This window comes from Pseudotabrizicola sp. (assembly GCF_030684215.1).
In the GTDB taxonomy this organism is placed as follows: Bacteria; Pseudomonadota; Alphaproteobacteria; order Rhodobacterales; family Rhodobacteraceae; genus Pseudotabrizicola.
Map to the genome: position 1 here is coordinate 101,883 of NZ_JAUXOV010000074.1, position 24,860 is coordinate 126,742.

Genomic DNA, 24,860 nt, shown 5'->3' on the forward strand with positions numbered 1-24,860 from the left:
GGCAAGCGGTGCGCGCCGGGGGTTTCACACCCCCGGACCCCCGTGGGATATTTAGGAACAGAAAATATGCGCAAAGCGGGTTTTATTGCAGGGCCGGTTCACCGCACCTTAAGAGTGGCCAGACCGATCAGGGCGAGGATCAGGCTGATGATCCAGAAACGGATGACGATCTGCGGCTCGGCCCAGCCCTTTTTTTCAAAATGATGGTGGATAGGGGCCATCAGGAAGACGCGTTTGCCGGTGCGTTTGAAGTAGAGCACCTGAATGATGACCGAGAGCGCCTCGACCACGAACAAACCGCCCACGATGGCGAGGACGATTTCATGCTTGGTGCAAACGGCGATGGCGCCCAACGCGCCACCAAGAGCGAGGCTGCCGGTGTCGCCCATGAAGACGGCGGCGGGGGGTGCGTTATACCACAAGAACCCCATGCCGCCGCCGAACAGAGCGGCGCAGAAGATCAGCAGCTCCCCTGTGCCGGGGACAAAGTGGACGCCGAGGTAGTCGGTATAGTTAAAGTTGCCAACCACATAGGCGATCACGCCGAAGGTGCCGGCCGCGATCATCACTGGCATGATGGCAAGACCGTCAAGCCCGTCTGTCAGGTTCACGGCATTGGCCGACCCCACAATGACAATCATGCCAAAAGGGATGAAGAAGAACGACATGTTCAGCAAAAGGTCTTTCAGGAAGGGAAAGGCAAGCTGGTTGGTAAGGGTCGCGGGATGGAAACTGGCAGCGGCAAAGGTGGCAAGCGCCGCGATGATCAGCCCAGCGGAAAACCGGACCTTGCCAGAGACACCTTTAGTATTTTGCTTGGTGACCTTGGCGTAGTCATCGGCAAAACCGATCAGGCCAAAAGCGATGGTGACCAGCAGGACAATCCAGACATAAGGGTTGTCAAGCCGCGCCCACAAAAGGGTGGAGACAAGCAGCGCCGACAGGATCAAAAGCCCGCCCATCGTGGGAGTGCCTGCCTTGGCGAAATGCGAGGCCGGGCCATCGTCGCGGATCGGCTGGCCCTTGCCTTGCTTGCGGCGCAGAATATTGATCAGCGGCTGGCCGAACATGAAACCGAAGATAAGGGCCGTGAGAAAGGCGCCGCCAGCGCGGAAGGTAATATAGCGAAAGAGGTTGAAAAAATCCCCCCCCGTCGAAAACTCGGTCAGCAGATACAACATTTACGCAGTCCCTTCTGTTGGGGCGCTGCCTTGGCTCATTTTGCGCAAGGCGTCAACAACGAGGCTGACCTTTGACCCTTTGGAGCCTTTGACAAGAACGATATCGCCGGCATCGACAAGTTGGCGGGCATGGGCGGCAAGCTCTTCGGCGGACTCGGCCCATTCGCCGCGTTGCGCGCGCGGCAATGCCGCGTGCAGCGCACGCATCCGGGGCCCGACGCAATGGATGGTGTGCAAGGCATCAAGACCGGGGTGCCGGGCGATGCCCGCATGCAAGGCGGCCTCGGTGGGCCCGAGTTCCAGCATATCGCCAAGGATAGCGATACGACGGCCCTGCCCCACACGGCCCACACCGTTTTCTGGCTGGGCGGCAATCAGCACGTCAAGGCTGGCGGCCAATGATGCAGGGTTTGCGTTGAAGGAGTCGTCAATCAGTTGGAAATTGGTTTCATCCACCCGGTCGAGCAGGATCGTCTCCCGCGTGCCGCGTCCCGCCGGGGGCTGCCAGTTGCCGATATCGCAAGCGGCGATGGTGCCATCGCAGCCAAGAGCATCGGCAACGGCAAGCGCGCCAAGCGCATTGAGCGCGAAGTGTTTGCCGGGGGTGCGGACCTTGAACAGCAAAGCTGCGCCGTTGCAAGTGGCGCGGACCACGGTGGCATCGTCGGTGATATCGGCGTGGTCCATGTGGTAATGCGCACCAAGGGTAGCGCCGAAAAGGAAGGTGGCTGCTCCGACGGATGCAGCTTTGGCGCACAAAATCGGCGTCGTGGCCAGATCGGCGTTCAGGATGGCCACGCCACCGGGCACAAGGCCGTCCATGATCGCAGCTTTTTCATGGGCGATGGCTTCGACATTCTCAAACGCCTCCAGATGGGCGGCGGCGACCGTGGTGATCATCACCACATGCGGCTGCGCCATCCGGGCGAGCGGGGCAATTTCGCCGGGATGGTTCATACCGATTTCGATGATCGCAAAATCGGCATCCGCAGGCATCCGTGCCAGCGTCAGTGGCACACCCCAATGGTTGTTATAGCTTGCCTCGGCGGCGTGCACCCGGCCTTGCCCGCCAAGGATGGCGCGCAGCATTTCCTTGGTGCTGGTCTTGCCGACCGACCCGGTGACACCGACGACCTTGGCCCGCGTGCGGGATCTGGCGAAGGTGCCCAGCTTTTCAAGCGCTTGCAGCACATCCGGCACGATCAGCAACGGCGCGTCTTTGGCCACACCGTCGGGGTGGTGCGTCACAAGGGCTGCCGCCGCGCCTTTGGCAAGGGCTTGCGCCACAAAGTCATGGCCGTCGCGTGCATCGGTCAGGGCAACGAACAGATCGCCCCTTTGCAAGGTGCGGGTGTCGATCGACACGCCGCTTGCCTGCCATGGCAGGGTGATTTTACCCCCACTGGCAAGGGCGGCATCGGCAGCGGTCCAGAGTGGCACCAGGCCCATCAAATCACCCCATCCAGCGCGGCCACAGCGACGCTGGCCTGTTCCACATCATCAAACGGATAGACTTGCCCGGCGATGGTCTGGCCGGTTTCATGCCCCTTGCCCGCAATCAGCAGCGCATCGCCGGGTTGCAGGGCATCGACACCGCGCAGGATCGCTTCGGCCCGGTCGCCGACTTCGGTGGCGTCGGGACAGGCGGCCATGATTGCGGCGCGGATGGTGGCGGGGTCTTCGCCGCGCGGGTTGTCATCGGTGACATAGAGCACATCAGCATGGGCGCTCGCGGCGGCCCCCATCAGCGGGCGTTTGGTGGTGTCGCGGTCGCCACCTGCGCCAAATACGATGACGATGCGGCCCATGACATGCGGGCGCAACGCCCTGAGCGCGGTTTCTATCGCGTCGGGTGTATGGGCGTAATCGACATAGACCGCCGCACCATTGCTGCGGGTGGCGGCAAGCTGCATCCGGCCCCGCACACCTGTCAGCCGGGGAAAGGTTGCAAACACCGCCCCTGGATCGTCACCGGACGCGATGGCAAGGCCAGCCGCAAGCGCCACATTCTCGGCCTGAAACCCGCCCACAAGGTTAAGCCGGGTCATATGGGGCTGGCCCTGCCACGAAAAGCGCAAGTCCTGCCCGGTAGCATCATAGCGTTGCGACAAAAGGCGCAGGTCGGCCCCCTGACCATGGCCGATTGTCATGGTCGGCAGGCCCCGGTCAAGGCACAGCTCGACAATATCAGACCCGTGTGCGCCGTTCAGGTTGACCACGGCCACAGCCTCATCCGGCAATAGCCGGGTGAACAGCGCCGCCTTGGCCGAAAGGTAAGCCTCCATCGTATGATGGTAGTCGAGGTGATCTTGCGTGAGGTTGGTGAACCCTGCTGCGCACAGCCGCACGCCATCCATCCGGCGCTGGTCAAGACCGTGCGAAGACGCCTCCATAGCGCCATGGGTCACGCCCGCCTCAGCCGCCTGTGCCAGCATGGCGTGCAGGGTTATGGCATCGGGGGTTGTATGCGCCGATGGTGCGGTCCATGCGCCCTCTACGCCTGTGGTGCCGATGTTGATAGCGGCGTGATCCAGCGCCTCCCAGATTTGCCGGGTAAAGGTGGCCACGCTGGTTTTGCCGTTGGTGCCGGTCACGGCAACCATGCGGCCGGGCTGAGCGCCAAACCAAAGCGAGGCGGCGCGGGCCAGCGCTTCGCGCGCATCTTCCACCACAACCACCGTCGGGGTATTGGCGGGCAGCAGGCGTGCGCCCGCAGCATCGGTCAGGATCGCAGTTGCGCCCTGCTCAATTGCGGTGGCGGCAAAGGTTGCGCCATGCACGCGACTGCCGGGCAGTGCAGCAAAGAGAAAGCCGGGCTGCACGGCCCGGCTATCAACCGTGATGCCAATGATGGCAGGGTTTGCCCCTGCCCTTGGGGTCAGTCCCAGATCTGCAAGTGTCGCGCGGCGGGTCGCCATTTCATTTCCCCTCAGTTCCGCACGGCTGTTAACCTATCTGCGGGGGAGGCTTCAACCATTGGCCGGATTCCCAAGAGAGGTGCGATGCGTCTTGTGATCTCGGCTGCGACCGGAACGGCGGTCCAGCCTGCTGTGCGGCGCGGCTCTGTGCCGCTTGTTTCCACAGGCTCATCAAGGGTCACAAGGACGACATAGCGCGGGTCCGATGCGGGAAAGACCGACGCAAAGGTGTTGATCACCTTGTCTTTATAATAACCGCCAGTGCGTTTGGGTTTGTCGGCGGTGCCGGTTTTGCCGCCGACCTCATAGCCCGGCACTTCGGCCATGCTGGCGGTGCCGCGTGTCACCACCTGGCGCAGCATGTCCACGGACGCATCCGCCACATCCTCGCGCATGACCCGGATGCCGGGGCGCGGTGCGTCCTGTTTCAGGATGGTTGGTTTGACAGTGATTCCCCCATTGGCAATGGTGGCATATGCGGCAGCAAGGTGCAGCGGGCTGGCCGACATGCCATGGCCATAAGATGTGGTGATGGTCACAATCTCTGGCCATTTCGCGGGAAGCAGCGGTTTTGCGCCGGGGGCTTCGGTCAGCTCTATCGGGGTCGCCTCAAAAAAGCCCAGCGATTTGAGAAACGCCTGCTGACGCAAGCCGCCGATTTGCAGCGCCATCTTGGCGGTGCCGACGTTAGAGGATTTCACAATGACATCGGTAACCGACAACAAGGGACCGTAGTTCTTGTTCTGAAACTCACGGATGCGGTGCTTGCCCCATTGCATCGGTGCATTGGCATCCACCATCGTATTGGCATTGACCAGACCCAGTTCCATTGCCTGTGCGGCAGCAAAGATCTTGAAGGTCGAGCCAAGTTCATAAACCCCCTGCACCGCGCGGTTGAACAGCGGGCTGTCACCCGGTTCGGCGTCTTTGGGCAGCACCGGGTTGGGGCGAATGTTGGGATCAAACGTCGGCAGGCTGGCCAGTGACAGGATCTCACCGGTTTTCACATCCATGATGATGGCGGCACCGCCCTTGGCGTTCATCATGGTGATGCCTGCGCCAAGGATTTCCTCGACTGCGGCCTGCACGGTCAGGTCGATCGACAGTTCCAATGGTGTAGTCGACAAAGCAGGATCACGCAGCCGGGCATCCATCGCGCGTTCAACACCAGCGGTGCCGATCACCTCGGCAGAATGTACACCCTCGGCCCCAAAGGACGACCCGCCCAGAACATGCGCGGCAAGCTGGCCGTTGGGATAGAGCCGCATTTCGCGGGGGCCAAACAACAGGCCGGGATCACCGATTTCATGCACGGCTTGCATCTGTTCAGGGCTAAGAACCTTGCGCAGCCAGATGAAGCTGCGGCCGTCAGTGAAACGGCGGGTCAGATCGTCGGCTTTCAGTTCCGGGAAGATCGCAGCCAGCTCGCCCGCCACACGGGCCGGGTCCACCATGTCTTTGGGATGCGCATACAGCGCATGAGTCAGCATGTTGGTGGCCAGCACTCGGCCATTGCGGTCGGTGATATCGGCCCGTTGCGCAAGAATTTCGGCCCCCGCCGATGAAGATCGCGGCTCGGCGGCCTCGGTCGTGGCGACAAAACCCATACGCGCGCCGATGGCAGAAAAGGCCACGAAAAAGGCAAAGCCAAGGATCAGCAGGCGCACTTCTGCGCGCGACCGCGAGGCATCACGCATTTCTTCATGGCGCTGTCGCAGGTTTTCGCGCTCGATCACATCGGGGTTTTCGCCTTGCGCGCGGGCCTTGAGGATTCGGGCAAGCGGGCGGAGGGGGGTGCGGGTCATAGCGGATCCTCCTCGGGGTTCAACTGGCCAGTGACCATGACCGAATTATTGATATCGCCAAAGAATTCTTCGGCCGCCGGATAGGACAGGTTCGCCGCATCGCCAAACTGAGCAGGCTCCAGCGGCATCAGACCCAGGCGTTCAAAGTTTGCAGAGGCCAGTTCGCGCAGACGGTCTGGCCGGTTGAGGTAAGCCCATTCTGCACGCTGAAGCGCAAGCGCTTCACGCAGGCTGGCGATTTCAGAGTTCAAAGCCGACACTTCGCGCAGCGCTTGCCGGGTGTCGTAATGTTCGCGGTAGGCCCAGAACCCAAGGCCAAGCACGGCAATGAAGGACAGAACATAAATGACGGGGCGCATCAGCGGCGTCCTTTCTTCTGGGGCGGCGGTTCCGGAAGGCCAAGGGCAGACGGATCAAGGCTTTGCGCGGGGGCTGTGGTGCGGCGACCAATACGCAACTTGGCCGACCGCGCGCGCGGGTTTTCATCCAGCTCGCGGTCGTCCGGGCCGACGGCGCGTTTGGTCACGATCTCAAAGCGCGCGGTGTTCAGAGCCGTTTGCGGCGCATAGCGGTTGGCATTGGCCTCGGTGCCCGAAGCCAGTTGAAAGAAGCGCTTGACGATGCGGTCTTCCAGACTGTGAAAGCTGACCACGGCCAAAAGCCCGCCGGGTTTCAGCGCACGTTCAGCCGCCATAAGCCCTTCGGCCAGTTCGGTAAACTCGGTGTTCACCGCGATACGGATAGCCTGAAAGCTGCGCGTGGCCGGGTGGCTTTGCCCCGGCTTGGGGCGCGGCAGGCAGCGCGCGACAATTTCAGCCAGTTGCAGCGTGGTCTCAATCGGCGCGCGGGTGCGATGCTCGACAATGGATTTGGCGATGCGGCGCGAGGCGCGTTCTTCGCCATAGTGATATAGAATATCGGCGATGCGCGTCTCATCCGCGGTGTTGACCAGATCAGCGGCAGAGGGGCCTTCTTGCGACATGCGCATATCAAGGGGGCCGTCTTTCATAAAGGAGAAGCCGCGCGCCGCCTGATCCAGCTGCATCGAGCTGACGCCAAGATCCAGCACCACACCGTCAAGCGGCGTGTCGCTGTATTGGTCAAGGTTCGAGAAGGTGCCAGCCACCAGCGTCAGGCGGTCGCCATAATCGCCGCGCCAGCTTTGCGCCATGTCCAGCGCCTGCGGATCGCGGTCAACGCCGATCACACTGGCCCCGGCATCCAGCAGCGCGCGGGCATAGCCCCCCGCCCCGAAAGTGCCATCCAGCCAAAGCCCGCCTATCGGCGCGCACAGGTCCAGAATGGGGCGCAAAAGCACCGGGATATGGGGGGCGCGACCCTGCTGTTGATCGCTTGCGTCTGTCATGTCAGACCGCCTTTGGGTAACGGCCAACCACCGCAAGGGCATCTTCGCCGTCGTCATCATCGTCGTCATCGCCGAACACATCGCGGTAGGCATCGCCGCGCCACAACGAGAACCTGTCGGTCGCGCCGGCAAGGGCAGCTTCGACGCCGTCTTTGATCATCTCAGGCGTAATTCCCAGCTTTTCGCGCACCGGACCGGGCAAAACGATACGACCGTCGTCATCAATTTCCACCGTAGCAGAGCGGGTGATAAGGTCGCGTTCGGCCTTGACCCGGTCTTTGCTGCCCAACGGGATGCTCTCGACCAGACGGGCCAAAGCATCGGCGCCCGCCATGGAATAGCAATCGCAGAACTGCCGGCCTTTGCCGCCATAGACGATGATCATACGGGTGCGGGGACTTTCAGAGCTGCGGGGATCACCGGCGTCAAGGACACGTCGAAACGGTGCCGGGATCAGGACCCGGACTTTCGAATCTACCTTCTGGTAGTATTCACCGCGAAACATATCCGACATATTGCCTGAGCTTTCGCCCGTCCCTTTCCGTCGATGTGACCCCCGAACCGGGGGCCAGAAATGAATACGGCGGATCGAGCTGCTGCCACTGCTCGATCCGCCGCCTGTCCCATCGCTGGGCGTCCTGCTACGCGTGCCACCTGGGGGAGATGTCTGCTCGCTCGCGCGCCGGATCTGTGTTGTCTAAACGGGGTTGCCTGTATGAAGCCTGACTGTTTCGCCTGTTTGCGGTCTTGAAGCTGCCGCTGCTGTTCGTACTGCCCGTTTCGATGTCACAAGGGATGACATGGGATGATCTGGGAAGCAACGGGAAATTTTGGGTCAAGATGGGTAGATCTGGTCCAAAAGTAAGGCTGGCAACAGCATGTAGTGGGCAGGTAGATCAAAATACAGCGGAAAAATGGTATTCACGTGAGCGTGAGCGCTATATGTAGTAATGCGATTTCTTTCCCGGATTTTCCCACCCAATGCAAAATTTCTTGCGGGATGGGGTCGGAAATTGCAGAAATACAACAACACAATGGCCCGAAAATGCGAAAATCCGGGGCTTTCACCCGGATTTCCCAGAAATTCCCGTTTGCGTGATTCGGCGTGATCAGTCTGTCCCGGCTGATCCCGGGCCCTCCCGCCGCTTCAGGCCATGCCGCCCGCAATCAGACGATAGGCGAGCCGCGCATAGGCTTCGGCCTCAGGGGCATCGGTGGCGGCAATAGGGGTGCCGCTATCGCCCGCCTGCCGCACCGCAAGCGTCAGGGGCAATTCGCCAAGGAACGGCAGATCAAGCCGTTCGGCATCGGCTTTAACCCCGCCATGGCCGAAAATCTGCGTTTCATGCCCGCAATTGGGGCAACAGAAGGTGGACATGTTCTCGATCAGACCCAGCACAGGGGTTTTCAGCTTGAGGAACATATCAAGCGCCTTTCGGGCATCCAGCAACGCCACATCCTGCGGCGTGCTGACCACAATCGCTCCGGTCAGTTGTGTGCGCTGGCACAGTGTCAGTTGTATATCACCGGTGCCCGGCGGCAGGTCGATGAGCAGGATATCAAGCTCTCCCCACGCCACCTGCGTCAGCAGTTGTTGCAGTGCCCCCATGATCATCGGGCCGCGCCAGATCACCGCCTCGTTGTCCTTTAGCATAAGGCCAAGCGACATCATGGTGACGCCGTGGGCCACGACCGGCTCGATGATCTTGCCATCGGGGCTGCCGGGACGGCGGGAAACGCCCATCATTCGGGGCTGACTTGGGCCGTAGATATCTGCGTCCAGCAGGCCCACCCGGCGGCCTTGGCGCGCCAGGGCAACGGCGAGATTGGACGACACGGTGGATTTGCCCACCCCGCCCTTGCCAGAGCCGATGGCAATGATCCGGTCGATCCCGGCCAGCTTCTGAGGCCCGCCCTGTTGCGGCGAAGGGTGCTGACCGATTTTCAGGCTGGGCGCTGCGGGCTTGGCAGCAGGGCCATGGGCGGTGGTAACGGCATGGACCATTGAAACGCCCGCCAGTGCGCGCACGGCGGATTCGGCCTGTGCCTGCAACGGAGCAATAAGGCGCGCCTCGTCCGGAGTCGCCGCCTCGATCACGAATCGCACCGTACTTTCTTCGATGGTGACAGCCCGGACCATGTCACGTGACACAAGATCGCCACCGCCCGGCAGTCTAATTCCTGCCAGAGCCGCCATCACATCATCGCGCGAAACTGTCATCGCTGTTTTCCTTTTGCCTGTCTGAGCAGCACAGTTGCGATCTTTGCACGAAACCTCAAGGTTTGCTTGACCAAACGCTCAAATTTTACGCGAAGGCGCTGTAATTAATGACGATTTCGTGACAAGAAGCCATGCCGTCGCTGCATGGCAGCATTGCGCAAGAAGGCTATTGTGCAGTTGCAGCATTTGCCCCATGTTATCCCTAACAACGCGGCAGAACGCTGCAACCGACCCAAAATCGAGAGGCTAGAGTGCTATGGCTTATGTAAACTCATCACGTGCTGCATCCTACGGCATTGTTGACCGGGCCGCTGCCATCGTGAAATCCATTCGCGTTGGTCTGGAGCGTCGCCGGGTGTTCAAACAAACCGTCCGCGAATTGCAGGCGCTGTCGAACCGCGAGCTGGCTGATCTGGGCATTCACCGCACCATGATCACCCGCGTAGCCAACGAGGCTGCTTACGGCAAGTGAATTTCTTTGCGAGGCCCCTATCCTCCTCCCAGGGGTCTGTAGCAAAAGCGTCGGCATCAATCCTCCTCCCTGATGCCGACGCCCTTTAAAACGGAGCGAACGCTCCTACCTGATACGAGAAGCCCTCTCCTCCTCCCTGGGCTTGTCGGAACAGCGGCACCCTCTCTCCTCCTCCCTGAGGGTGCCGCGGATCATTTGAGGGCCAGAGTTTTCTGGAATTGACCCTCACCATAGTTCGAACGGCTCTTCCTCCTCCCTGAGCCGGTCGGAATCGCGGCGGCCCCTTCCTCCTCCCTGGGGTCGCCGCACCCGAAATACGGGGGCTTGTCCCCCACCCTGTTCGGTCCTGCCCCCTCCTCCTCCCTGGGGTTGGACTGAAAAGTGGAACTCTGACCCCGTCCTCCTCCCTGGGGTTTGGGTTCCCTGATACGCCGGCCCCCTCCTCCTCCCTGGGGTTGGTTGTGAATGATGCGGCGGCGCCCCTCCTCCTCCCTGGGCGCCGCCGTTTTCATTTTCGGGGGTTGCGGTCGCGGCGGGTGCCGCGCATCGTCGCCCCAAGAATGAGGACAGCATGCGTATTTCCCTGATATCGGCGGCTATTGTGGCGGCATTTGTTGGCTATGGGTCCACCATTGCGCTGGTGCTGGCAGCCGCGGCAGCAGTGGGGGCCGACGCGGGCCAGACCGCGAGCTGGGTGCTGGCGGTATCGCTGGCCAAGGCAGTTGGCTCGGGCTGGCTGTCGGTATGGAACCGGGTGCCGGTGGTGCTGGCGTGGTCTACACCGGGGGCGGCGCTGATTGCAGCCACAACAGGCGTGACGATGCCGCAAGCCGTCGGAGCCTTTGTTATGGCGGGCGCGCTGATTGCGCTGACGGCAGCGGTGCGCCCATTGGGGCGGTTGGTTGCATCTATCCCCGACGGCGTTGCAGCGGCAATGCTGGCCGGGGTTTTGCTGCCATTTTGTCTGAAAGGTGCAGGAGCGGCCGAGGCGGCACCGGGGCTGGTTTTGCCAATGGTGGCGGTGTTCGCGCTGGTCCGGCTATGGAACCCGGCCTTGGCCGTACTGGCGGCTTTGGCAATGGGGGTGGCGCTGGCCTTTGTGACCGGTGCGGCGATCCTGACGGATGTGCCGTTTCCCGCCCCTGTGCCGGTGTTCATCTGGCCGGAATGGAATCTGGGGGTGCTGATCGGGCTGGGGGTGCCGCTGTATCTGGTGACGATGGCCAGCCAGAATCTTCCCGGCTTTGCCGTCATGCGCGCGGCCGGGTATGAGCCGCCGGTCACACGGGCACTGGCGGTGACCGGAGGAATTTCGGCGGCCTCAGCCCTGTTTGGCGCGCATACGGTGAACATGGCGGCGATCACAGCAGCGATCTGCATGGGCGATGACGTTCATCCCGACCGCGATCAGCGCTGGAAGGTAGGCGTGGTCTATGCGGGCGTCTGGGTGGCTTTGGGCCTGTGTTCCCCGGCGATCATGATCCTGCTGAGCGCTTTGCCACCGCAGGTGATGGGCGCGCTGGTGGCATTGGCGCTGCTGGGGCCGCTGATGGGGGCGCTGGCGGGCGCATATGCAGTGGTCGACACACGGTTTGCGGCCACGATCACGCTGGCCGTTGCAGCGTCGGGCGTGGTGGTGTTCGGGATAGGCGCGGCATTCTGGGGGCTGATTGCAGGGCTGGTGATTTTCGGGCTGGAGCGGTTGAAGCGCGGCTGAGGTCCGCAACTTGGGCTGCGGTGGAATTTGAGTATTTTTGCCAAGATGAATGGTTAAGGCAGGCTTAAAACGGCACGTCGTCGGCCTGCTCTGCGGGAATGACGAAGCGCGCAACGAGTTTTTTCGGGCCAGCGTGTTCGAAATCGACGTCGAGTTTGTCGCCTTCGATATCTGTCACGCGGCCGTAGCCGAATTTCTGGTGAAACACCCGGTCGCCAATGGTGAAGGCAGAAACCGCTTCGGCATCAATGGTAATGTGCCGCGTTTCGCGCGGTTGTTGTACCGGGCGCACGGCTTGGCCCGCCTGCAAGCGACGCCAGCCGGGGGAGTTGTAGACATCGGCCTTTGACACGCGTTCTTCTAGGCCGGAACCAAAGCCCACGGATGCTGCTGCACCATAGCCGCCGCCATAAAGACCGGGCGGGGTAAGCACCTCGACATGATCGGCGGGCAACTCATCAATGAAGCGCGAGGGCAGTTGGCTTTGCCACTGGCCATAGACCCTGCGGTTCGAGGCAAATGAGACAGTGCAGAGCGATTCCGCGCGGGTGATGCCGACATAGGCGAGGCGGCGTTCTTCCTCCACGCCCTTGAGGCCGGATTCGTCCATGCTGCGCTGGCTTGGGAACAATCCGTCTTCCCAGCCCGGCAGGAAAACTACGGGGAACTCCAAGCCCTTGGCGGCGTGCAGGGTCATGATGCTGATTTTTTCCACCGCTTCTTCGGTTTCATTGTCCATGATGAGGGACACGTGTTCGAGGAAGCCTTGCAGATTGTCGAACTGTTCCAGTGCCTTGACCAGTTCCTTGAGGTTATCAAGACGGCCCGGAGCCTCGGGCGTCTTGTCGTTTTGCCACATCGTCGTGTAGCCGGATTCGTCAAGGATCTGTTCGGCTAGGGCTATATGATTGTAATCGGCGTTTAGCGTGATGGCGTGCCAGCGGTCTGCGCCCTCAACAAACTGGCGCAACTGGCCGCCCCCCTTGCCGCCAATGGTTCCCTTGGCCACAGCTTCGCGCGCGCCATCGAGCAAGGGCACACCTGCCGCCCGCGCAAGGCGCTGAATGTCGCCTTGGGCCTTGTCGCCAAGGCCGCGTTTGGGGGTGTTGATGACGCGTTCAAACGCAAGATCATCTTCAGGCGAGACGGCGAGGCGGAAATAGGCCATCGCGTCACGGATCTCCAGCCGCTCATAAAAACGTGGGCCGCCGATCACGCGGTAGGGAAGGCCGATGGTCAGGAAACGGTCTTCAAACGCGCGCATCTGGTGCGACGCGCGCACCAGAATCGCTTGCTGGTCAAGGTTGACGGGATCAAGACCACGGGTGCCGCGTTGCAGCGCCTCGGCCTCTTCGCCTATCCAGCGGGCCTCTTCCTCGCCATCCCAGTGGCCGATCAAGCGCAGCTTTTCGCCCGGCTCGCCCGCCGTCCACAGGGTTTTGCCAAGGCGGCCCTTATTGGCGGCAATGACGCCTGATGCAGCGGCGAGGATATGGGCGGTGGAGCGGTAGTTCTGTTCCAGCTTGATGACGGTCGCGCCGGGGAAATCCTTTTCAAACCGCAGGATATTGCCGACCTCGGCCCCGCGCCAGCCGTAGATCGACTGGTCATCATCGCCGACGCAGCAGATGTTCTTGTGCGATTGCGCCAGCAGGCGCAGCCAGAGGTATTGGCAGACATTGGTATCTTGATACTCATCGACCAGAATATAGCGGAACCAGCGCTGATACTGGCCCAGCACATCAGGGTGGGCCTGAAAGATGGTGACACAATGCAGCAAAAGGTCGCCAAAATCGGTGGCGTTAAGGGTGCGCAGGCGGTCCTGGTAAGCGGCGTACAACTCGGTGCCCATGTTGTTGAAGCCGGACGCTTCATTTGAGGGCACGTTGGCAGGCGTCAGCGCGCGGTTTTTCCAGCCGTCGATCATCCCGGCCAACATGCGGGCGGGCCAGCGTTTTTCGTCAATATCAGCCGCCGCGAGCAGTTGTTTCAACAGACGCAGCTGGTCGTCAGTATCCAGAATGGTGAAATTGGGCTTCAGCCCCGCCAGCTCGGCGTGACGGCGCAGGATTTTGACCGACAGCGAATGGAAAGTGCCCATCCACGGCATGCCCTCTGCCACCTGCCCCAGCAGGCGGCCGACACGCTCTTTCATCTCGCGCGCGGCCTTGTTGGTGAAGGTCACCGAAAGGATTTCATTCGGCCGGGCGCGGCCCGTGTGCAAAAGATGCACAATGCGGCTGGTCAGCGCCTTGGTTTTGCCGGTGCCTGCGCCTGCCAGCATGAGGACCGGGCCATCCAACGCCTCTACCGCCGAACGCTGCGCCGGGTTCAGGTCGTCAAGGTATGGCGCAGGGCGTGCGGCCATGGCGCGTTGCGACAAAGGCACGCTTTGCGGTGCGGCGGCAGCCTCGAAGGCGTCGTTTTCATCCCAATCGTTCATCGGGTATTTATACGCCTGATTGAGGGGAAGAAAAGCATCTGTTCGTGACTTGTTCACATTTTTGCTGCCGAAAGACGGGGTTTCGCAGCTGCAAACAACTGCCTGCATATTTCGCAAACTTTGCAGTTTGGTGACAGAGTGCCCTTGCGCTGCAGTGCAGCACCAATAGAGTGAGGCGGATTGCCGCGCCTTCGCCGCGCCGTTGCCACGTCTTTGATGGAGTTAGCCATGCCCGAGTTCAGCAAAATTCTTGTCGCCAACCGGGGAGAGATTGCGATCCGCGTGATGCGCGCCGCCAATGAGATGGGTAAGAAGACGGTTGCGGTCTTTGCCGAGGAAGACAAGCTGTCGCTGCACCGGTTCAAGGCGGATGAGGCGTATCGGATCGGTGAGGGCCTGTCGCCGGTGGGGGCTTACCTGTCGATCCCGGAAATCATCCGGGTGGCCAAGATGTGCGGCGCGGATGCGATCCATCCGGGCTATGGCCTGCTGTCGGAAAACCCCGATTTTGTCGAGGCCTGCGATCAAGCCGGGATCACGTTCATCGGGCCGCGGGCCGAAACCATGCGCGCGCTTGGCGACAAGGCATCGGCGCGGCGGGTTGCGATCGAGGCCGGGGTGCCGGTGATTCCGGCGACCGAAGTGCTGGGCGAGGATATGGCCGCGATCAAGGCCGAGGCCAAAACGGTCGGATACCCCTTGATGCTCAAGGCCAGTTGGGGCGGCGGCGGGCGCGGCATGCGCCCTATTCTGGCCGAGGATGAACTGGAAACCAAGGTGCGCGAAGGCCGGCGTGAGGCCGAGGCTGCATTTGGCAATGGCGAAGGCTATCTGGAAAAGATGATCCAGCGCGCGCGCCACGTCGAGGTGCAGATCCTTGGCGACAAGCACGGCCAGATCTACCACCTGTGGGAACGCGACTGCACCGTGCAGCGCCGCAATCAAAAAGTGGTGGAGCGCGCCCCTGCCCCGTATCTGACCGAAGAACAGCGGGCCGAAGTCTGCGAAATGGGCCGCAAGATCTGCGCCCATGTGAATTACGAATGCGCCGGAACGGTCGAGTTTTTGATGGATATGGATGATGAAAAATTCTATTTCATCGAAGTGAACCCCCGCGTGCAGGTCGAACACACGGTCACCGAGGAAGTGACCGGGATCGACATCGTGCAAGCGCAAATTCTGATTGCCGAGGGCAAGACGCTGGCGCAGGCAACGGGGGTGGCCGATCAGGCCGAGGTCAAGCTGAACGGCCACGCGCTGCAATGCCGGGTCACTACCGAAGACCCGCTGAACAATTTCATCCCCGATTACGGGCGCTTGACCGCCTATCGGTCAGCCACAGGCAACGGCATCCGGCTGGATGGCGGCACGGCCTATGCGGGGGGCGTGATCACGCGGTATTACGATTCGCTGCTGGTCAAGGTGACGGCCCATGCCCAGACGCCGGAAAAGGCGATCAAGCGGATGGACCGGGCACTGCGCGAATTCCGTATCCGCGGCGTCGCCACGAATATCGAGTTCGTGATCAACCTGTTGCAGCATCCGACCTTTCTGGATGACAGCTATACCACCAAATTCATCGACACGACGCCCGATCTGTTCGCGTTCCGCAAGCGGCGCGACCGGGCGACGAAAATCCTGACCTATATCGCAGACATCACGGTGAACGGTCACCCCGAGACGGCGGGCCGCGCGAAGCCAGCGGCCGAAGCCAAGGCCCCGAAAGCGCCAAAGTTGCGCACGGAACCCGCGATGGGCACCCGCAACCTGCTGGAGCAAAAAGGCCCGCAGGCGGTGGCAGACTGGATGAAGGCGCAGAAAAAGGTGCTGATCACCGACACCACCATGCGCGACGGGCACCAAAGCCTGCTGGCCACGCGGATGCGGTCGATTGACATGATCAAGGTGGCTCCAGCCTATGCCGCGCATCTGCCGCAACTGTTCAGTGTGGAATGTTGGGGCGGTGCCACGTTTGATGTGGCCTACCGCTTTTTGCAGGAATGTCCGTGGCAGCGCTTGCGCGACCTGCGCGCTCAGATGCCGAACCTGATGACGCAGATGCTGCTGCGCGCGAGCAATGGCGTGGGCTACACCAACTACCCCGACAATGTGGTGCAGGCATTTGTGAAGCAGGCCGCCGAAACCGGGGTGGATGTGTTCCGGGTGTTCGATTCGCTCAACTGGGTTGAAAACATGCGCGTCGCAATGGATGCGGTGCTGGAATCGAACAAGGTCTGCGAAGGCACGATCTGTTACACTGGTGATCTGCTCGATCCTGACCGCGCGAAATATGATCTGAAATACTATGTCGAGCGCGCGCTGGAACTGAAAGGGGCCGGGTCGCACATCCTTGGCCTGAAAGATATGGCCGGGTTGTTGAAGCCTGCGGCGGCGCGGATTCTGGTGCGCACACTAAAGCAAGAAGTGGGCTTGCCGGTGCATTTTCACACGCATGACACGTCAGGCGCGGCCGCGGCGACGGTGCTTGCCGCCTGTGAGGCCGGGGTGGATGCAGTGGATGCGGCGATGGATGCGTTTTCGGGCGGCACCTCGCAGCCCTGCCTTGGATCAATTGTCGAGGCGTTGCGCCACACCGAACGGGACACTGGTCTTGATATCGCCGCCATCCGCGAGATTTCAAACTATTGGGAACAGGTGCGCGCGCAATATACTGCATTTGAGTCCGGCACCCCGGCACCCGCGTCAGAAGTCTATCTGCACGAGATGCCCGGCGGGCAGTTCACCAACCTGAAAGCCCAAGCGCGCTCTATGGGGCTGGAGGACCGCTGGCCCGAGGTGGCGCAGGCCTATGCCGACGCCAACCAGATGTTTGGCGATATTGTAAAGGTCACACCCTCATCCAAAGTGGTGGGTGACATGGCGTTGATCATGGTGGCCCAAGGGCTGAGCCGCGCGCAGGTCGAAGACCCAAGCGTGGAACTGGCCTTCCCCGACTCGGTGGTCGATATGCTCAAAGGCAATCTGGGCCAACCCCATGGCGGCTGGCCCGAAGGCATCCTGAAAAAGGTGCTGAAGGGCGAGGCCCCACTGACCGAACGACCGGGCAAGACATTGCCTGCCGTCGATCTGGCCGAAGTGCGCGCCAAGTTGGCGCAGGAACTGCATCTGGGGCAGGAAGACGCTGATGGCGAGATGCTGGATGAAGAAGACCTGAACGGATACCTGATGTATCCACGCGTGTTCATGGATTACCGCGCGCGTCATCGTCTCTATGGCCCGGTGCGTGTGCTCCCGACGCGCACTTTCTTTTACGGCATGGTCTCGGGTGAAGAAATCACCGCCGAGATCGACCCCGGCAAGACGCTTGAAGTGCGCCTGCAAGCCGTGGGCGATGTATCCGAAGACGGTGACGTAAAGGTGTTTTTCGAGCTGAACGGCCAGCCGCGCGTAATCCGGGTGCCAAACCGCGCCGTAAAGGCCAAGACCGCCTCGCGCCCCAAAGCGGCCGAGGGCAACGCCGCCCATATCGGCGCGCCGATGCCGGGGTCGGTGGCATCTGTGGCGGTGACAGTGGGGCAAAAGGTGCGGGCAGGTGATCTATTGCTGACCATCGAAGCCATGAAGATGGAAACCGGCCTGCACGCAGACCGCGAAGCAACGGTCAAAGCGCTGCACGTTCATGCTGGAAGCCAGATCGACGCCAAGGATCTGTTGATCGAACTGGAATAATCTTTCTTTTCCAGATGCTTGAAGGCCCCGGCGTTGCGTTGGGGCCTTTTTCTTTGGACGTTCGCAAACCCTTGCGAAAAATCCGTCACCACATGCATTTTTCCCTTGCAGGCATCCGCGCCATCCCCTAAATCACCGCTTACCGAAACGGTGCGGGCGTAGCTCAGGGGTAGAGCATAACCTTGCCAAGGTTAGGGTCGGGCGTTCGAATCGCCTCGCCCGCTCCATTTCGGTTTGAAACAGGCAGCTTCGGCTGCCTTTTTTCATTTGCTGCAATCCCCCGGATAACCCAGACTAAAGCTTGGCACCTTTCCACTGCCTTGACAGGTATCATCGGGGCATGGTCGGTTTTGCAATTTGGGTGCAGGCAAAAGGAAAGCCGCCCGAAGGCGGCTTTCTTTGCTGTCGGCCATCACCAAGGATGATGGTGGGTGACCCTGGAATCGAACCAGGCGTGGGTCTCCCCGGCGGAGTTACAGTCCGCTGCCGCACCTTGCAGCTCGTCACCCGACGGGGGCGGAATACCCAAGGGCACGGGGAGCGTCAAGCGCCGAATGCAATGGGGTGGCAAGAGTTTCGGCTTGCGCATCCCCCCTGCCCCGCCGCATTCTGTGGCGCCAGAAACAATGGCCCGAACAATAGGCTGAATGATGAAGACCGGAACCACCAAACCAACATGGGTGATCGACAAGGAACGCGGCAAGCGTGCCGAAGCGAAGGAGACCGTCTGGCTGTTTGGCCTGCATGCGGTGCGCGATGCGCTGGTGAACCCTGCGCGCGAAAAGCTGCGGCTGGTGTTGACCAAGAACGCACTCGACAAGCTGGAGGAGGCGGTGGCGCAATCGGGGATAGAGCCCGAGATTGCCGATCCGCGCAAGTTCGACGTGCCGATTGATGAAGGCTCGGTGCATCAGGGTGCAGCGATGGAAGTGCGGCCGCTGAACTGGGGCAAGCTGGCAGATGTGGCGATTTCAGGTGCCGGTGCGCCGCTGGTTGTACTGCTGGACAGGGTGACCGACCCGCATAACGTGGGCGCCGTGCTGCGGTCGGCCGAGGTGTTCGGCGCGCGGGCGGTGATTGCCCCCCGCCACCACTCGGCACCCGAAACCGGGGCCCTCGCAAAAACCGCCAGCGGCGCACTGGAGCGCCAGCCCTATCTGCGGGTGGGCAACCTGTCAGATGCGATGCAGGAATTGCGCGACATGGGCTATATCCTGATCGGGCTGGAGGGAGAAGCCGAGCACACGCTGGAAGGCGCGCTGGATTTGGCCAACAAGCGCCCGATTGCGCTGGTGATGGGGGCCGAAGGGCCGGGCCTGCGCGAAAAGACACAGCTGACCTGCGATTATCTGGCGCGCATTCCCTATACGGGCGCGTTTGGCAGCCTGAACGTATCGAACGCCGCTGCAGTGTCGCTTTATGCCGCGAGTCGGCGGCTGGTTCACAAAAGCGCGACATGAGCTTTAACCCGGCCTCAAACTTCTTATGTCAAAGTCATAGGGTGCGGGTTGGAACTCCCGCCCTTTATTCACTGTCCCTCGTTCCGCGACTTGGCGCCCGGGTTTACCCCCGTGGCGCCTTTTTCTTGCACAGGTGAATTCATGCCATCTGAAGACGCGCGTATTGCCGATATTCTGACCCGCAGCCGCACGATTGCACTGGTCGGCTGGTCGCCCAAGCCTGACCGCCCCAGCCACCGCGTTGCCTCTTATCTTGCGCAACGAGGGTATCGGGTTATTCCGGTGAACCCCGGTCAGGCCGGCCAAATCGTTTTGGGGGAAATAGTACGCGCCAGCCTGTCCGAAATCGAAGGGCACGTCGATATGGTCGACATCTTTCGCCGGTCAGAAGAAGCAGGCGCGGTGGTGGATGAGGCGCTGGCACGCTTCCCCGAACTGATCTGTGTATGGATGCAATTGGGTGTCGAGGATGAGGCCGCAGCCGCCCGAGCTCGCGCGCGGGGCGTCGAGGCGGTGATGAACCGCTGCCCGGCAATTGAAATACCAAAGCTGGGGCTGGTCTGATCCCGGATCACCAGCCATTCAGCGGCAAGCCCGCTTCACCTGTCGCAAGATGAGAATTAAACCAAGATGAATGGGCATAGCAAAGCGCCCTTCATTCATCTTGGCTCAAATACTTATCTTTCTGTCAGGGCTGCCGCGATGCCTTTTCCGCGATGCCAGACTCCCCCTCGCGCCGGTCCAGTTCGGCAAGCACGTCTGCCAGTCGCACGTCACAGGCGGCGAGCATGACGAGGAAGTGGTAGAGTACATCTGCTGCTTCGGACGTCAGCTTGGCGCGGTCGCCCTTTACCGCCTCTATGATCGCCTCGATTGCCTCTTCGCCGAACTTCTCGGCGCATTTTTCGGGGCCTTTGGCAAGCAGCTTGGCGGTCCAGCTTGAGTCGGGATCGGTACCTTTGCGCGCGGCAATGGTCGCTGCGAGGCGGCTCAGAGTATCGGTCATGACAGCCTCATCGGAATGCCGGCAGCGGCCATATGGGCTTTGGCCTCACCGATGGTGAAGGTGCCGAAGTGGAAGATGGAAGCGGCGAGGACGGCGGAGGCGTGGCCTTCGGTCACGCCCTCGACCAGATGATCCAGCGTACCGACACCGCCCGACGCGATAACGGGGATCGACACCGCATCGGCGATAGCGCGGGTAAGAGGCAAATTATAGCCTCCCTTGGTGCCGTCACGGTCCATGCTGGTCAGAAGGATCTCGCCCGCGCCTTTGGCAGCGACGGTCCGGGCAAAGTCCACCGCATCGATGCCTGTGGGTTTACGGCCGCCATGGGTGAAAATTTCCCATTTGCCGGGAGAGACGGTCTTTGCATCGATGGCAACCACGATGCATTGGCTGCCGAAACGGTCAGCGGCGTCGGCAACGACGTCAGGGTTGGCGACAGCGGCAGAATTGAAACTGACCTTGTCAGCCCCGGCCAGTAGGAGCGCGCGCACATCGTGATGGCTGCGCACACCGCCCCCCACGGTAAGCGGCATGAAGCATTGCTCGGCCGTGCGGGTGACCAGATCAAACATGGTCCCGCGGTTTTCATGGGTGGCATGGATGTCGAGAAAGGTCAGTTCATCTGCACCCGCCGCATCATAGGCGCGGGCGGCTTCGACCGGGTCGCCCGCGTCGATCAGGTTGACAAAATTGACGCCTTTGACCACGCGGCCATCGGCGACATCAAGGCAGGGAATGATGCGGGTTTTCAGCATGGATGGACCCTAGCGCGTGTGGTTGGCCGGGGAAAGGGGGGCGCTGCCCCCCGCGCGACGCGCGCCCCCGGAGTATTTGGAAAGCAGCAATTCAGGATTTGAGAGCCGAAAGCGCCGTAGCAAGGTCAATGGCGCCGTCATAGAGCGCGCGACCCGAGATCGCGCCGGCGATAACGCCGGTGTCACGCAGGGCGGTAAGATCGGCCATCGATGACACGCCACCGCTGGCGATGACCGGGATCGAGACAGCGCGGGCGAGCGCCTCTGTCGCATCGATATTGGGGCCCTGCATTGCACCATCACGGTCAATGTCGGTGTAGATGAGGGCGGCGACGCCTGCGTCTTCAAAGCTGCGGGCGAGCTCGGTGGCTTGGACCGTGGTCTCATGCGCCCAGCCTTTGGTGGCGACAAATCCCTTGCGGGCGTCAATGCCGACGGCGACTTTGCCGGGAAACGCGCGGGCCGCCTGTTTGACCAGATCAGGGTTTTCCACCGCGACAGTGCCAAGGATGACGCGGGCAAGGCCCTTGGAGAGCCACATCTCGATCGTGGCCATGTCGCGGATGCCGCCGCCAAGCTGGGCGGGAACATTGATGCGGGCAAGGATCGCCTCCACCGCAGCGGCGTTCACGGGTTGACCCGCGAAGGCACCGTTGAGGTCAACCAGATGCAGCCAGTCGCAGCCTGCGGATTCGAATTTGGCGGCTTGTTCTGCCGGATCGTCACCGAAAACAGTGGCGGCGGACATCTCGCCACGCAACAGGCGAACGCATTGGCCGTCTTTCAGATCAATGGCAGGATAGAGGATCATGGCGCACCTTTTGACTTTCCCCCCCTTTGGCATGGCTGCCGCGCAATTCCAAGAGGTCCGCGACCCGACGTCATGCTTGCAAGAGCGGGAGCGGATTGCGGATGATCTGCGAACCTTCAGGGAGGAGGACCGCATGAACAGATTCGTATCCCGCGTGGCACTGGCTGCCGCCGTAGTTTTTACCGCTTCCGCTGCGTTTGCCGATCCGGCTGTCGGGCTTTGGAAAACCAAGCCCGATGACAATGGCAACTTTGGCCATGTGCAGGTGCAAGCCTGTGGTGCAGCCGTCTGTGGAACGCTGGTCAAGGCGTTCGATGGCACAGGCAAAGAGATCGCTTCGCCCAATGTTGGCAAGCGGATCATCTGGGACATGAAATCAAAGGGCGGCGGCGCCTATGCCGATGGCAAGGTCTGGTCGCCGGATCGCAACAAGACCTATAACTCCAAGATGGTCTTGCAGGGCAACGGATTGGCGATCTCTGGCTGTGTGCTGGGCATCTGCCGTGATGGCGGCACCTGGACCCGAATCAATTAAGCACGCTTCGGGTTGAGACGGGGGCGCGGAGCAGTGAAGATTGCTCTGCGCCATTTGCGTTGGAGGGGAAGACGTGACCGATCAGGATTGGGCAGATTTGCTGGCGCGGCGGCACCGGGGCGGGGTCTACGCTGTGGTCACGACCGGGGTGGTGTGCTGCTTTGGTTGCCCCGCGCGCCCGCCGTTACGCCGGAATGCGCGGCTTTTTGACAGCCGGGAGGCTGCGCAGGCCGCCGGTTTCCGGGCCTGCAAGCGATGTGGTGGTCAGCCGAAAACCGACCAGCCGGTGGCGTGGGCCAGATGCTCCATCGCCTCGGCCCCCAGTTTGGAATTTCCCTGAGCGTTCAAACCCGGCGACCAGACGGCGATGCTGGCGCGGCCGGGCGCAATGGCAAGAATGCCGCCACCCACCCCGGATTTTCCCGGCAAGCCAACACGGTAGGCGAAATCACCCGAGGCATCGTAATGGCCACAGGTCAGCATCAGCGCGTTGATCCGGCGCACGCGGGCCGGAGAAACGAGGCGGGCCGCATCCGGGAACCCCGCCAGAAACCGCCCTGCGCGGGCCAGTTGCACACATGACATTTCTACCGCGCATTGATGGCAATAGGTGCCGATGGTCAGCGCACTGGGATTTTGCAGATTGCCATGGGCGGCCATGAACTCTGCCATGGCTATATTGCGATGCGCATGGGCCAATTCAGACAGGGCCACGTCTTTGTCGATGTGAATGTCATTGTCTTCGGCGGCAGTGCGTAAAAACCGCAGCAACTCGGCCAGAACATCGCGCGGCTGAAGTCCGTGCAGGATCGCATCGGTGACCGCAATGGCGCCGGGGTTCACGAAGGGATTGCGCGGGATGCCGTTATTCTGCTCCAGCGAAACGATGGAATTGAAGGCCAGCCCAGACGGTTCCCGCCCGACACGGCTCCACAGACTGTCGCCAAGTCGGCCAAGCGCAATGGCGAGGGTGAAGACCTTGGAAATCGACTGGATAGAGAACGGCGTGGCGGCGTCCCCTGCCTGCAGCACCTGCCCCCCCGGCAGGCACAGCGCGATCCCAAACTGGTCGGGATTGATGCAGCCAAGTTCAGGGATATAGGTCGCGGGCTCGCCCCTATCGGTGGCGCTCGCCATGGCATGTGCGATTTCGTCAAGGATTGGCTGAAGATCAGCCGGGCTCAGGGCTTCCATTGCAGAAAATTGGCAATGATGCGCAAGCCAGAGCTTTGCGATTTCTCTGGGTGGAACTGAGTGCCGACCATGGTGCCACGCCCGATGATGGCGGTGATGTCGCCCGCGTAATCGACATGGGCGAGGCGATGGGCCGGGTCGGCCACGCGAAAGTGGTAGGAATGGACGAAATAGGCGTGATCGCCAGTTTCGATGCCGGCAAGAATCGGGTGAGAGTGGTCGATCACCAAATCATTCCAGCCCATGTGCGGAATCTTCAGGCCCGGATCGGCGGGGGCAATCTTGACCACCTCACCCGGCACCCAGTCAAAGCCGCGTGTATCTGTATACTCTCGCCCCCATGTCGCCATCATCTGCATGCCAACACAGATGCCCATGAAGGGACGGGCCTTGTTGGTCACCGCTTCTTCGATCGCCTCAAACAGCCCGCCGTATTCGCCCAATGCGCGACGGCAGGACGGGAAAGCGCCGTCCCCTGGCAGCACGATACGGTCGGCGCGGGCCACGTCTTCGGGGCGCGAGGTGACGAGGATGTCGCCGCCGCCGATTTCGGCCGCCATGCGCTGGAAGGCCTTTTCGGCAGAGTGCAGGTTGCCGCTATCGTAATCGACGAGGACGGTGAGCATGGTCTTGACCCTTGCTCCCGGCAGAAGCGTGGGAGCCTCCGGCGGGGATATTTAAGAACAGAAAATGGATCAGAGTGCGCCTTTGGTGGAGGGGAGTTGGCCTGCCATGCGCGGATCTGGCTCTACCGCCATGCGCAGGGCGCGGGCGACGGATTTGAAGGCGGCCTCGGCAATGTGGTGGCTGTTGACACCGTGGACGCGGTCGACATGCAGGGTGATGCCGCCGTGGGTGGCGAGCCCCTGGAAGAATTCGCGCACCAGTTCGGTATCAAACGTGCCGATCTTGGCAGTTGGGAAATCGACGTTCCAGACGAGAAAAGGCCGCGCGCTGAGGTCAAGCGCGCAGCTGATCTGGGTGTCGTCCATCGCCAGTACAAAGTGGCCGTAGCGGCTGATGCCGGTTTTATCGCCAAGCGCGCGGGCCAGGGCCTGTCCCAGCGCGATGCCGCAATCCTCGACCGTGTGGTGGTCGTCGATGTGCATGTCGCCCTTGGCGCGCAACGTGATGTCGATCAGCGCGTGGCGGGCAAGTTGGTCGAGCATATGGTCGAAAAACCCAACGCCGGTCTTCACGTCATACTGACCAGTGCCGTCGAGGTTGATCGAGACGGTGATCTCGGTTTCGGCGGTCTTGCGGGTAATTTCGGCGGTGCGCAT

The 24,860-nt window shown here is 61.5% G+C and carries 22 protein-coding genes, 2 tRNA genes and 1 CRISPR repeat array; of the genes, 8 read left to right on the forward strand and 16 right to left on the reverse strand.

From position 1 onward, the window contains the following. Window positions 1–98 precede the first annotated feature (98 nt). From mraY to Q8K08_RS18705, 8 genes are all read right to left on the reverse strand, one after another. The gene (gene mraY, locus Q8K08_RS18670; RefSeq protein WP_304804294.1) at window positions 99–1,181 is read right to left on the reverse strand and encodes a phospho-N-acetylmuramoyl-pentapeptide-transferase; all 1,083 of its coding nucleotides are present in this window, start codon (window positions 1,179–1,181) and stop codon (window positions 99–101) included. Next, window positions 1,182–2,624: a UDP-N-acetylmuramoyl-tripeptide--D-alanyl-D-alanine ligase gene (gene murF, locus Q8K08_RS18675; RefSeq protein ID WP_305251291.1), complete on the reverse strand. Its 1,443-nt coding sequence runs from the start codon at window positions 2,622–2,624 to the stop codon at window positions 1,182–1,184. 5 nt (window positions 2,625–2,629) lie between these two features. Then, window positions 2,630–4,099 carry a UDP-N-acetylmuramoyl-L-alanyl-D-glutamate--2,6-diaminopimelate ligase gene (locus tag Q8K08_RS18680; RefSeq protein WP_304804292.1) on the reverse strand — a complete coding sequence of 490 codons (1,470 nt, stop codon included), beginning with the start codon at window positions 4,097–4,099 and terminating at the stop codon, window positions 2,630–2,632. 11 nt (window positions 4,100–4,110) lie between these two features. Next, window positions 4,111–5,904 carry a penicillin-binding protein 2 gene (locus tag Q8K08_RS18685; protein WP_304804290.1) on the reverse strand — a complete coding sequence of 598 codons (1,794 nt, stop codon included), beginning with the start codon at window positions 5,902–5,904 and terminating at the stop codon, window positions 4,111–4,113. After that, complete coding sequence (locus Q8K08_RS18690) at window positions 5,901–6,263, reverse strand: cell division protein FtsL (RefSeq protein WP_304804288.1); 363 nt, start codon at window positions 6,261–6,263, stop codon at window positions 5,901–5,903. Before Q8K08_RS18690 ends, Q8K08_RS18685 begins: the two co-directional genes overlap by 4 nt. Then, window positions 6,263–7,270 carry a 16S rRNA (cytosine(1402)-N(4))-methyltransferase RsmH gene (rsmH, locus tag Q8K08_RS18695; RefSeq protein ID WP_304804304.1) on the reverse strand — a complete coding sequence of 336 codons (1,008 nt, stop codon included), beginning with the start codon at window positions 7,268–7,270 and terminating at the stop codon, window positions 6,263–6,265. Before rsmH ends, Q8K08_RS18690 begins: the two co-directional genes overlap by 1 nt. 1 nt (window position 7,271) lies before the next feature. Next, window positions 7,272–7,655, reverse strand: coding sequence for a division/cell wall cluster transcriptional repressor MraZ (locus Q8K08_RS18700; RefSeq protein WP_305251215.1), 384 nt, complete (start codon window positions 7,653–7,655; stop codon window positions 7,272–7,274). 762 nt (window positions 7,656–8,417) lie between these two features. Continuing rightward, window positions 8,418–9,491 carry an Mrp/NBP35 family ATP-binding protein gene (locus Q8K08_RS18705; RefSeq protein WP_305251217.1) on the reverse strand — a complete coding sequence of 358 codons (1,074 nt, stop codon included), beginning with the start codon at window positions 9,489–9,491 and terminating at the stop codon, window positions 8,418–8,420. 256 nt (window positions 9,492–9,747) lie between these two features. Here Q8K08_RS18705 and Q8K08_RS18710 point away from each other — a divergent pair, with 256 nt between their 5' ends. Together Q8K08_RS18710 and Q8K08_RS18715 are read left to right on the forward strand one after the other, a co-directional pair. Next, window positions 9,748–9,963 carry a DUF1127 domain-containing protein gene (locus tag Q8K08_RS18710; protein ID WP_304800733.1) on the forward strand — a complete coding sequence of 72 codons (216 nt, stop codon included), beginning with the start codon at window positions 9,748–9,750 and terminating at the stop codon, window positions 9,961–9,963. A 280-nt stretch (window positions 9,964–10,243) separates the two neighbouring features. Further along, window positions 10,244–10,462: a CRISPR direct-repeat array (repeat unit 24 nt; unit sequence CCCCCTCCTCCTCCCTGGGGTTGG). Between the two features lie 72 nt (window positions 10,463–10,534). Further along, window positions 10,535–11,680, forward strand: coding sequence for a benzoate/H(+) symporter BenE family transporter (locus Q8K08_RS18715; protein WP_304800731.1), 1,146 nt, complete (start codon window positions 10,535–10,537; stop codon window positions 11,678–11,680). 64 nt (window positions 11,681–11,744) lie between these two features. On the opposite strand, the gene Q8K08_RS18720 is transcribed toward Q8K08_RS18715, so the two are convergent. Next, entirely contained in the window at window positions 11,745–14,123 is a 2,379-nt protein-coding gene (locus Q8K08_RS18720; RefSeq protein WP_305251220.1) for an ATP-dependent helicase, read from the reverse strand. A gap of 228 nt (window positions 14,124–14,351) precedes the next feature. Here Q8K08_RS18720 and Q8K08_RS18725 point away from each other — a divergent pair, with 228 nt between their 5' ends. Together Q8K08_RS18725 and Q8K08_RS18730 are read left to right on the forward strand one after the other, a co-directional pair. Then, window positions 14,352–17,813, forward strand: a complete 3,462-nt coding sequence (locus tag Q8K08_RS18725; protein ID WP_305251222.1) for a pyruvate carboxylase — start codon at window positions 14,352–14,354, stop codon at window positions 17,811–17,813. A gap of 152 nt (window positions 17,814–17,965) precedes the next feature. Then, window positions 17,966–18,040 (forward strand) — tRNA-Gly (locus Q8K08_RS18730). Between the two features lie 198 nt (window positions 18,041–18,238). Here the strand turns inward: Q8K08_RS18730 and Q8K08_RS18735 are convergent. After that, a tRNA-Tyr gene (locus Q8K08_RS18735) sits at window positions 18,239–18,322 on the reverse strand. Between the two features lie 141 nt (window positions 18,323–18,463). Here Q8K08_RS18735 and rlmB point away from each other — a divergent pair. Next, the gene (gene rlmB / locus Q8K08_RS18740) at window positions 18,464–19,273 is read left to right on the forward strand and encodes a 23S rRNA (guanosine(2251)-2'-O)-methyltransferase RlmB (protein ID WP_304800725.1); all 810 of its coding nucleotides are present in this window, start codon (window positions 18,464–18,466) and stop codon (window positions 19,271–19,273) included. A gap of 141 nt (window positions 19,274–19,414) precedes the next feature. After that, on the forward strand, window positions 19,415–19,837 hold the full coding sequence (locus Q8K08_RS18745; protein ID WP_304800723.1) for a CoA-binding protein: 423 nt from the start codon (window positions 19,415–19,417) through the stop codon (window positions 19,835–19,837). 124 nt (window positions 19,838–19,961) lie between these two features. Here the strand turns inward: Q8K08_RS18745 and Q8K08_RS18750 are convergent, their stop codons facing one another. The 3 genes from Q8K08_RS18750 to hisA all read right to left on the reverse strand — a co-directional run bounded on the left by Q8K08_RS18750 (window position 19,962) and on the right by hisA (window position 21,848). Then, window positions 19,962–20,279, reverse strand: coding sequence for a phosphoribosyl-ATP diphosphatase (locus tag Q8K08_RS18750; RefSeq protein ID WP_305251225.1), 318 nt, complete (start codon window positions 20,277–20,279; stop codon window positions 19,962–19,964). Then, window positions 20,276–21,037 (reverse strand): imidazole glycerol phosphate synthase subunit HisF, encoded by a 762-nt coding sequence (gene hisF, locus Q8K08_RS18755; RefSeq protein ID WP_304800719.1) that lies wholly within the window; start codon window positions 21,035–21,037, stop codon window positions 20,276–20,278. Before hisF ends, Q8K08_RS18750 begins: the two co-directional genes overlap by 4 nt. 91 nt (window positions 21,038–21,128) lie before the next feature. Next, window positions 21,129–21,848, reverse strand: a complete 720-nt coding sequence (hisA, locus tag Q8K08_RS18760) for a 1-(5-phosphoribosyl)-5-[(5-phosphoribosylamino)methylideneamino]imidazole-4-carboxamide isomerase (protein ID WP_305251227.1) — start codon at window positions 21,846–21,848, stop codon at window positions 21,129–21,131. A 133-nt stretch (window positions 21,849–21,981) separates the two neighbouring features. On the opposite strand from hisA, the gene Q8K08_RS18765 reads away from it, so the two are divergent. Further along, window positions 21,982–22,383, forward strand: a complete 402-nt coding sequence (locus Q8K08_RS18765; protein ID WP_304800715.1) for a DUF2147 domain-containing protein — start codon at window positions 21,982–21,984, stop codon at window positions 22,381–22,383. A 133-nt stretch (window positions 22,384–22,516) separates the two neighbouring features. Continuing rightward, window positions 22,517–22,723 carry an Ada metal-binding domain-containing protein gene (locus Q8K08_RS22015; RefSeq protein ID WP_370870565.1) on the forward strand — a complete coding sequence of 69 codons (207 nt, stop codon included), beginning with the start codon at window positions 22,517–22,519 and terminating at the stop codon, window positions 22,721–22,723. Here the strand turns inward: Q8K08_RS22015 and Q8K08_RS18770 are convergent. The 3 genes from Q8K08_RS18770 to hisB all read right to left on the reverse strand — a co-directional run bounded on the left by Q8K08_RS18770 (window position 22,648) and on the right by hisB (window position 24,860). Next, window positions 22,648–23,577 (reverse strand): glutaminase, encoded by a 930-nt coding sequence (locus Q8K08_RS18770; protein ID WP_304800713.1) that lies wholly within the window; start codon window positions 23,575–23,577, stop codon window positions 22,648–22,650. The genes Q8K08_RS22015 and Q8K08_RS18770 overlap by 76 nt on opposite strands. Next, window positions 23,565–24,203: an imidazole glycerol phosphate synthase subunit HisH gene (hisH, locus tag Q8K08_RS18775; RefSeq protein ID WP_305251229.1), complete on the reverse strand. Its 639-nt coding sequence runs from the start codon at window positions 24,201–24,203 to the stop codon at window positions 23,565–23,567. Before hisH ends, Q8K08_RS18770 begins: the two co-directional genes overlap by 13 nt. Before the next feature lie 69 nt (window positions 24,204–24,272). Continuing rightward, window positions 24,273–24,860: an imidazoleglycerol-phosphate dehydratase HisB gene (hisB, locus tag Q8K08_RS18780; protein WP_304800709.1), complete on the reverse strand. Its 588-nt coding sequence runs from the start codon at window positions 24,858–24,860 to the stop codon at window positions 24,273–24,275.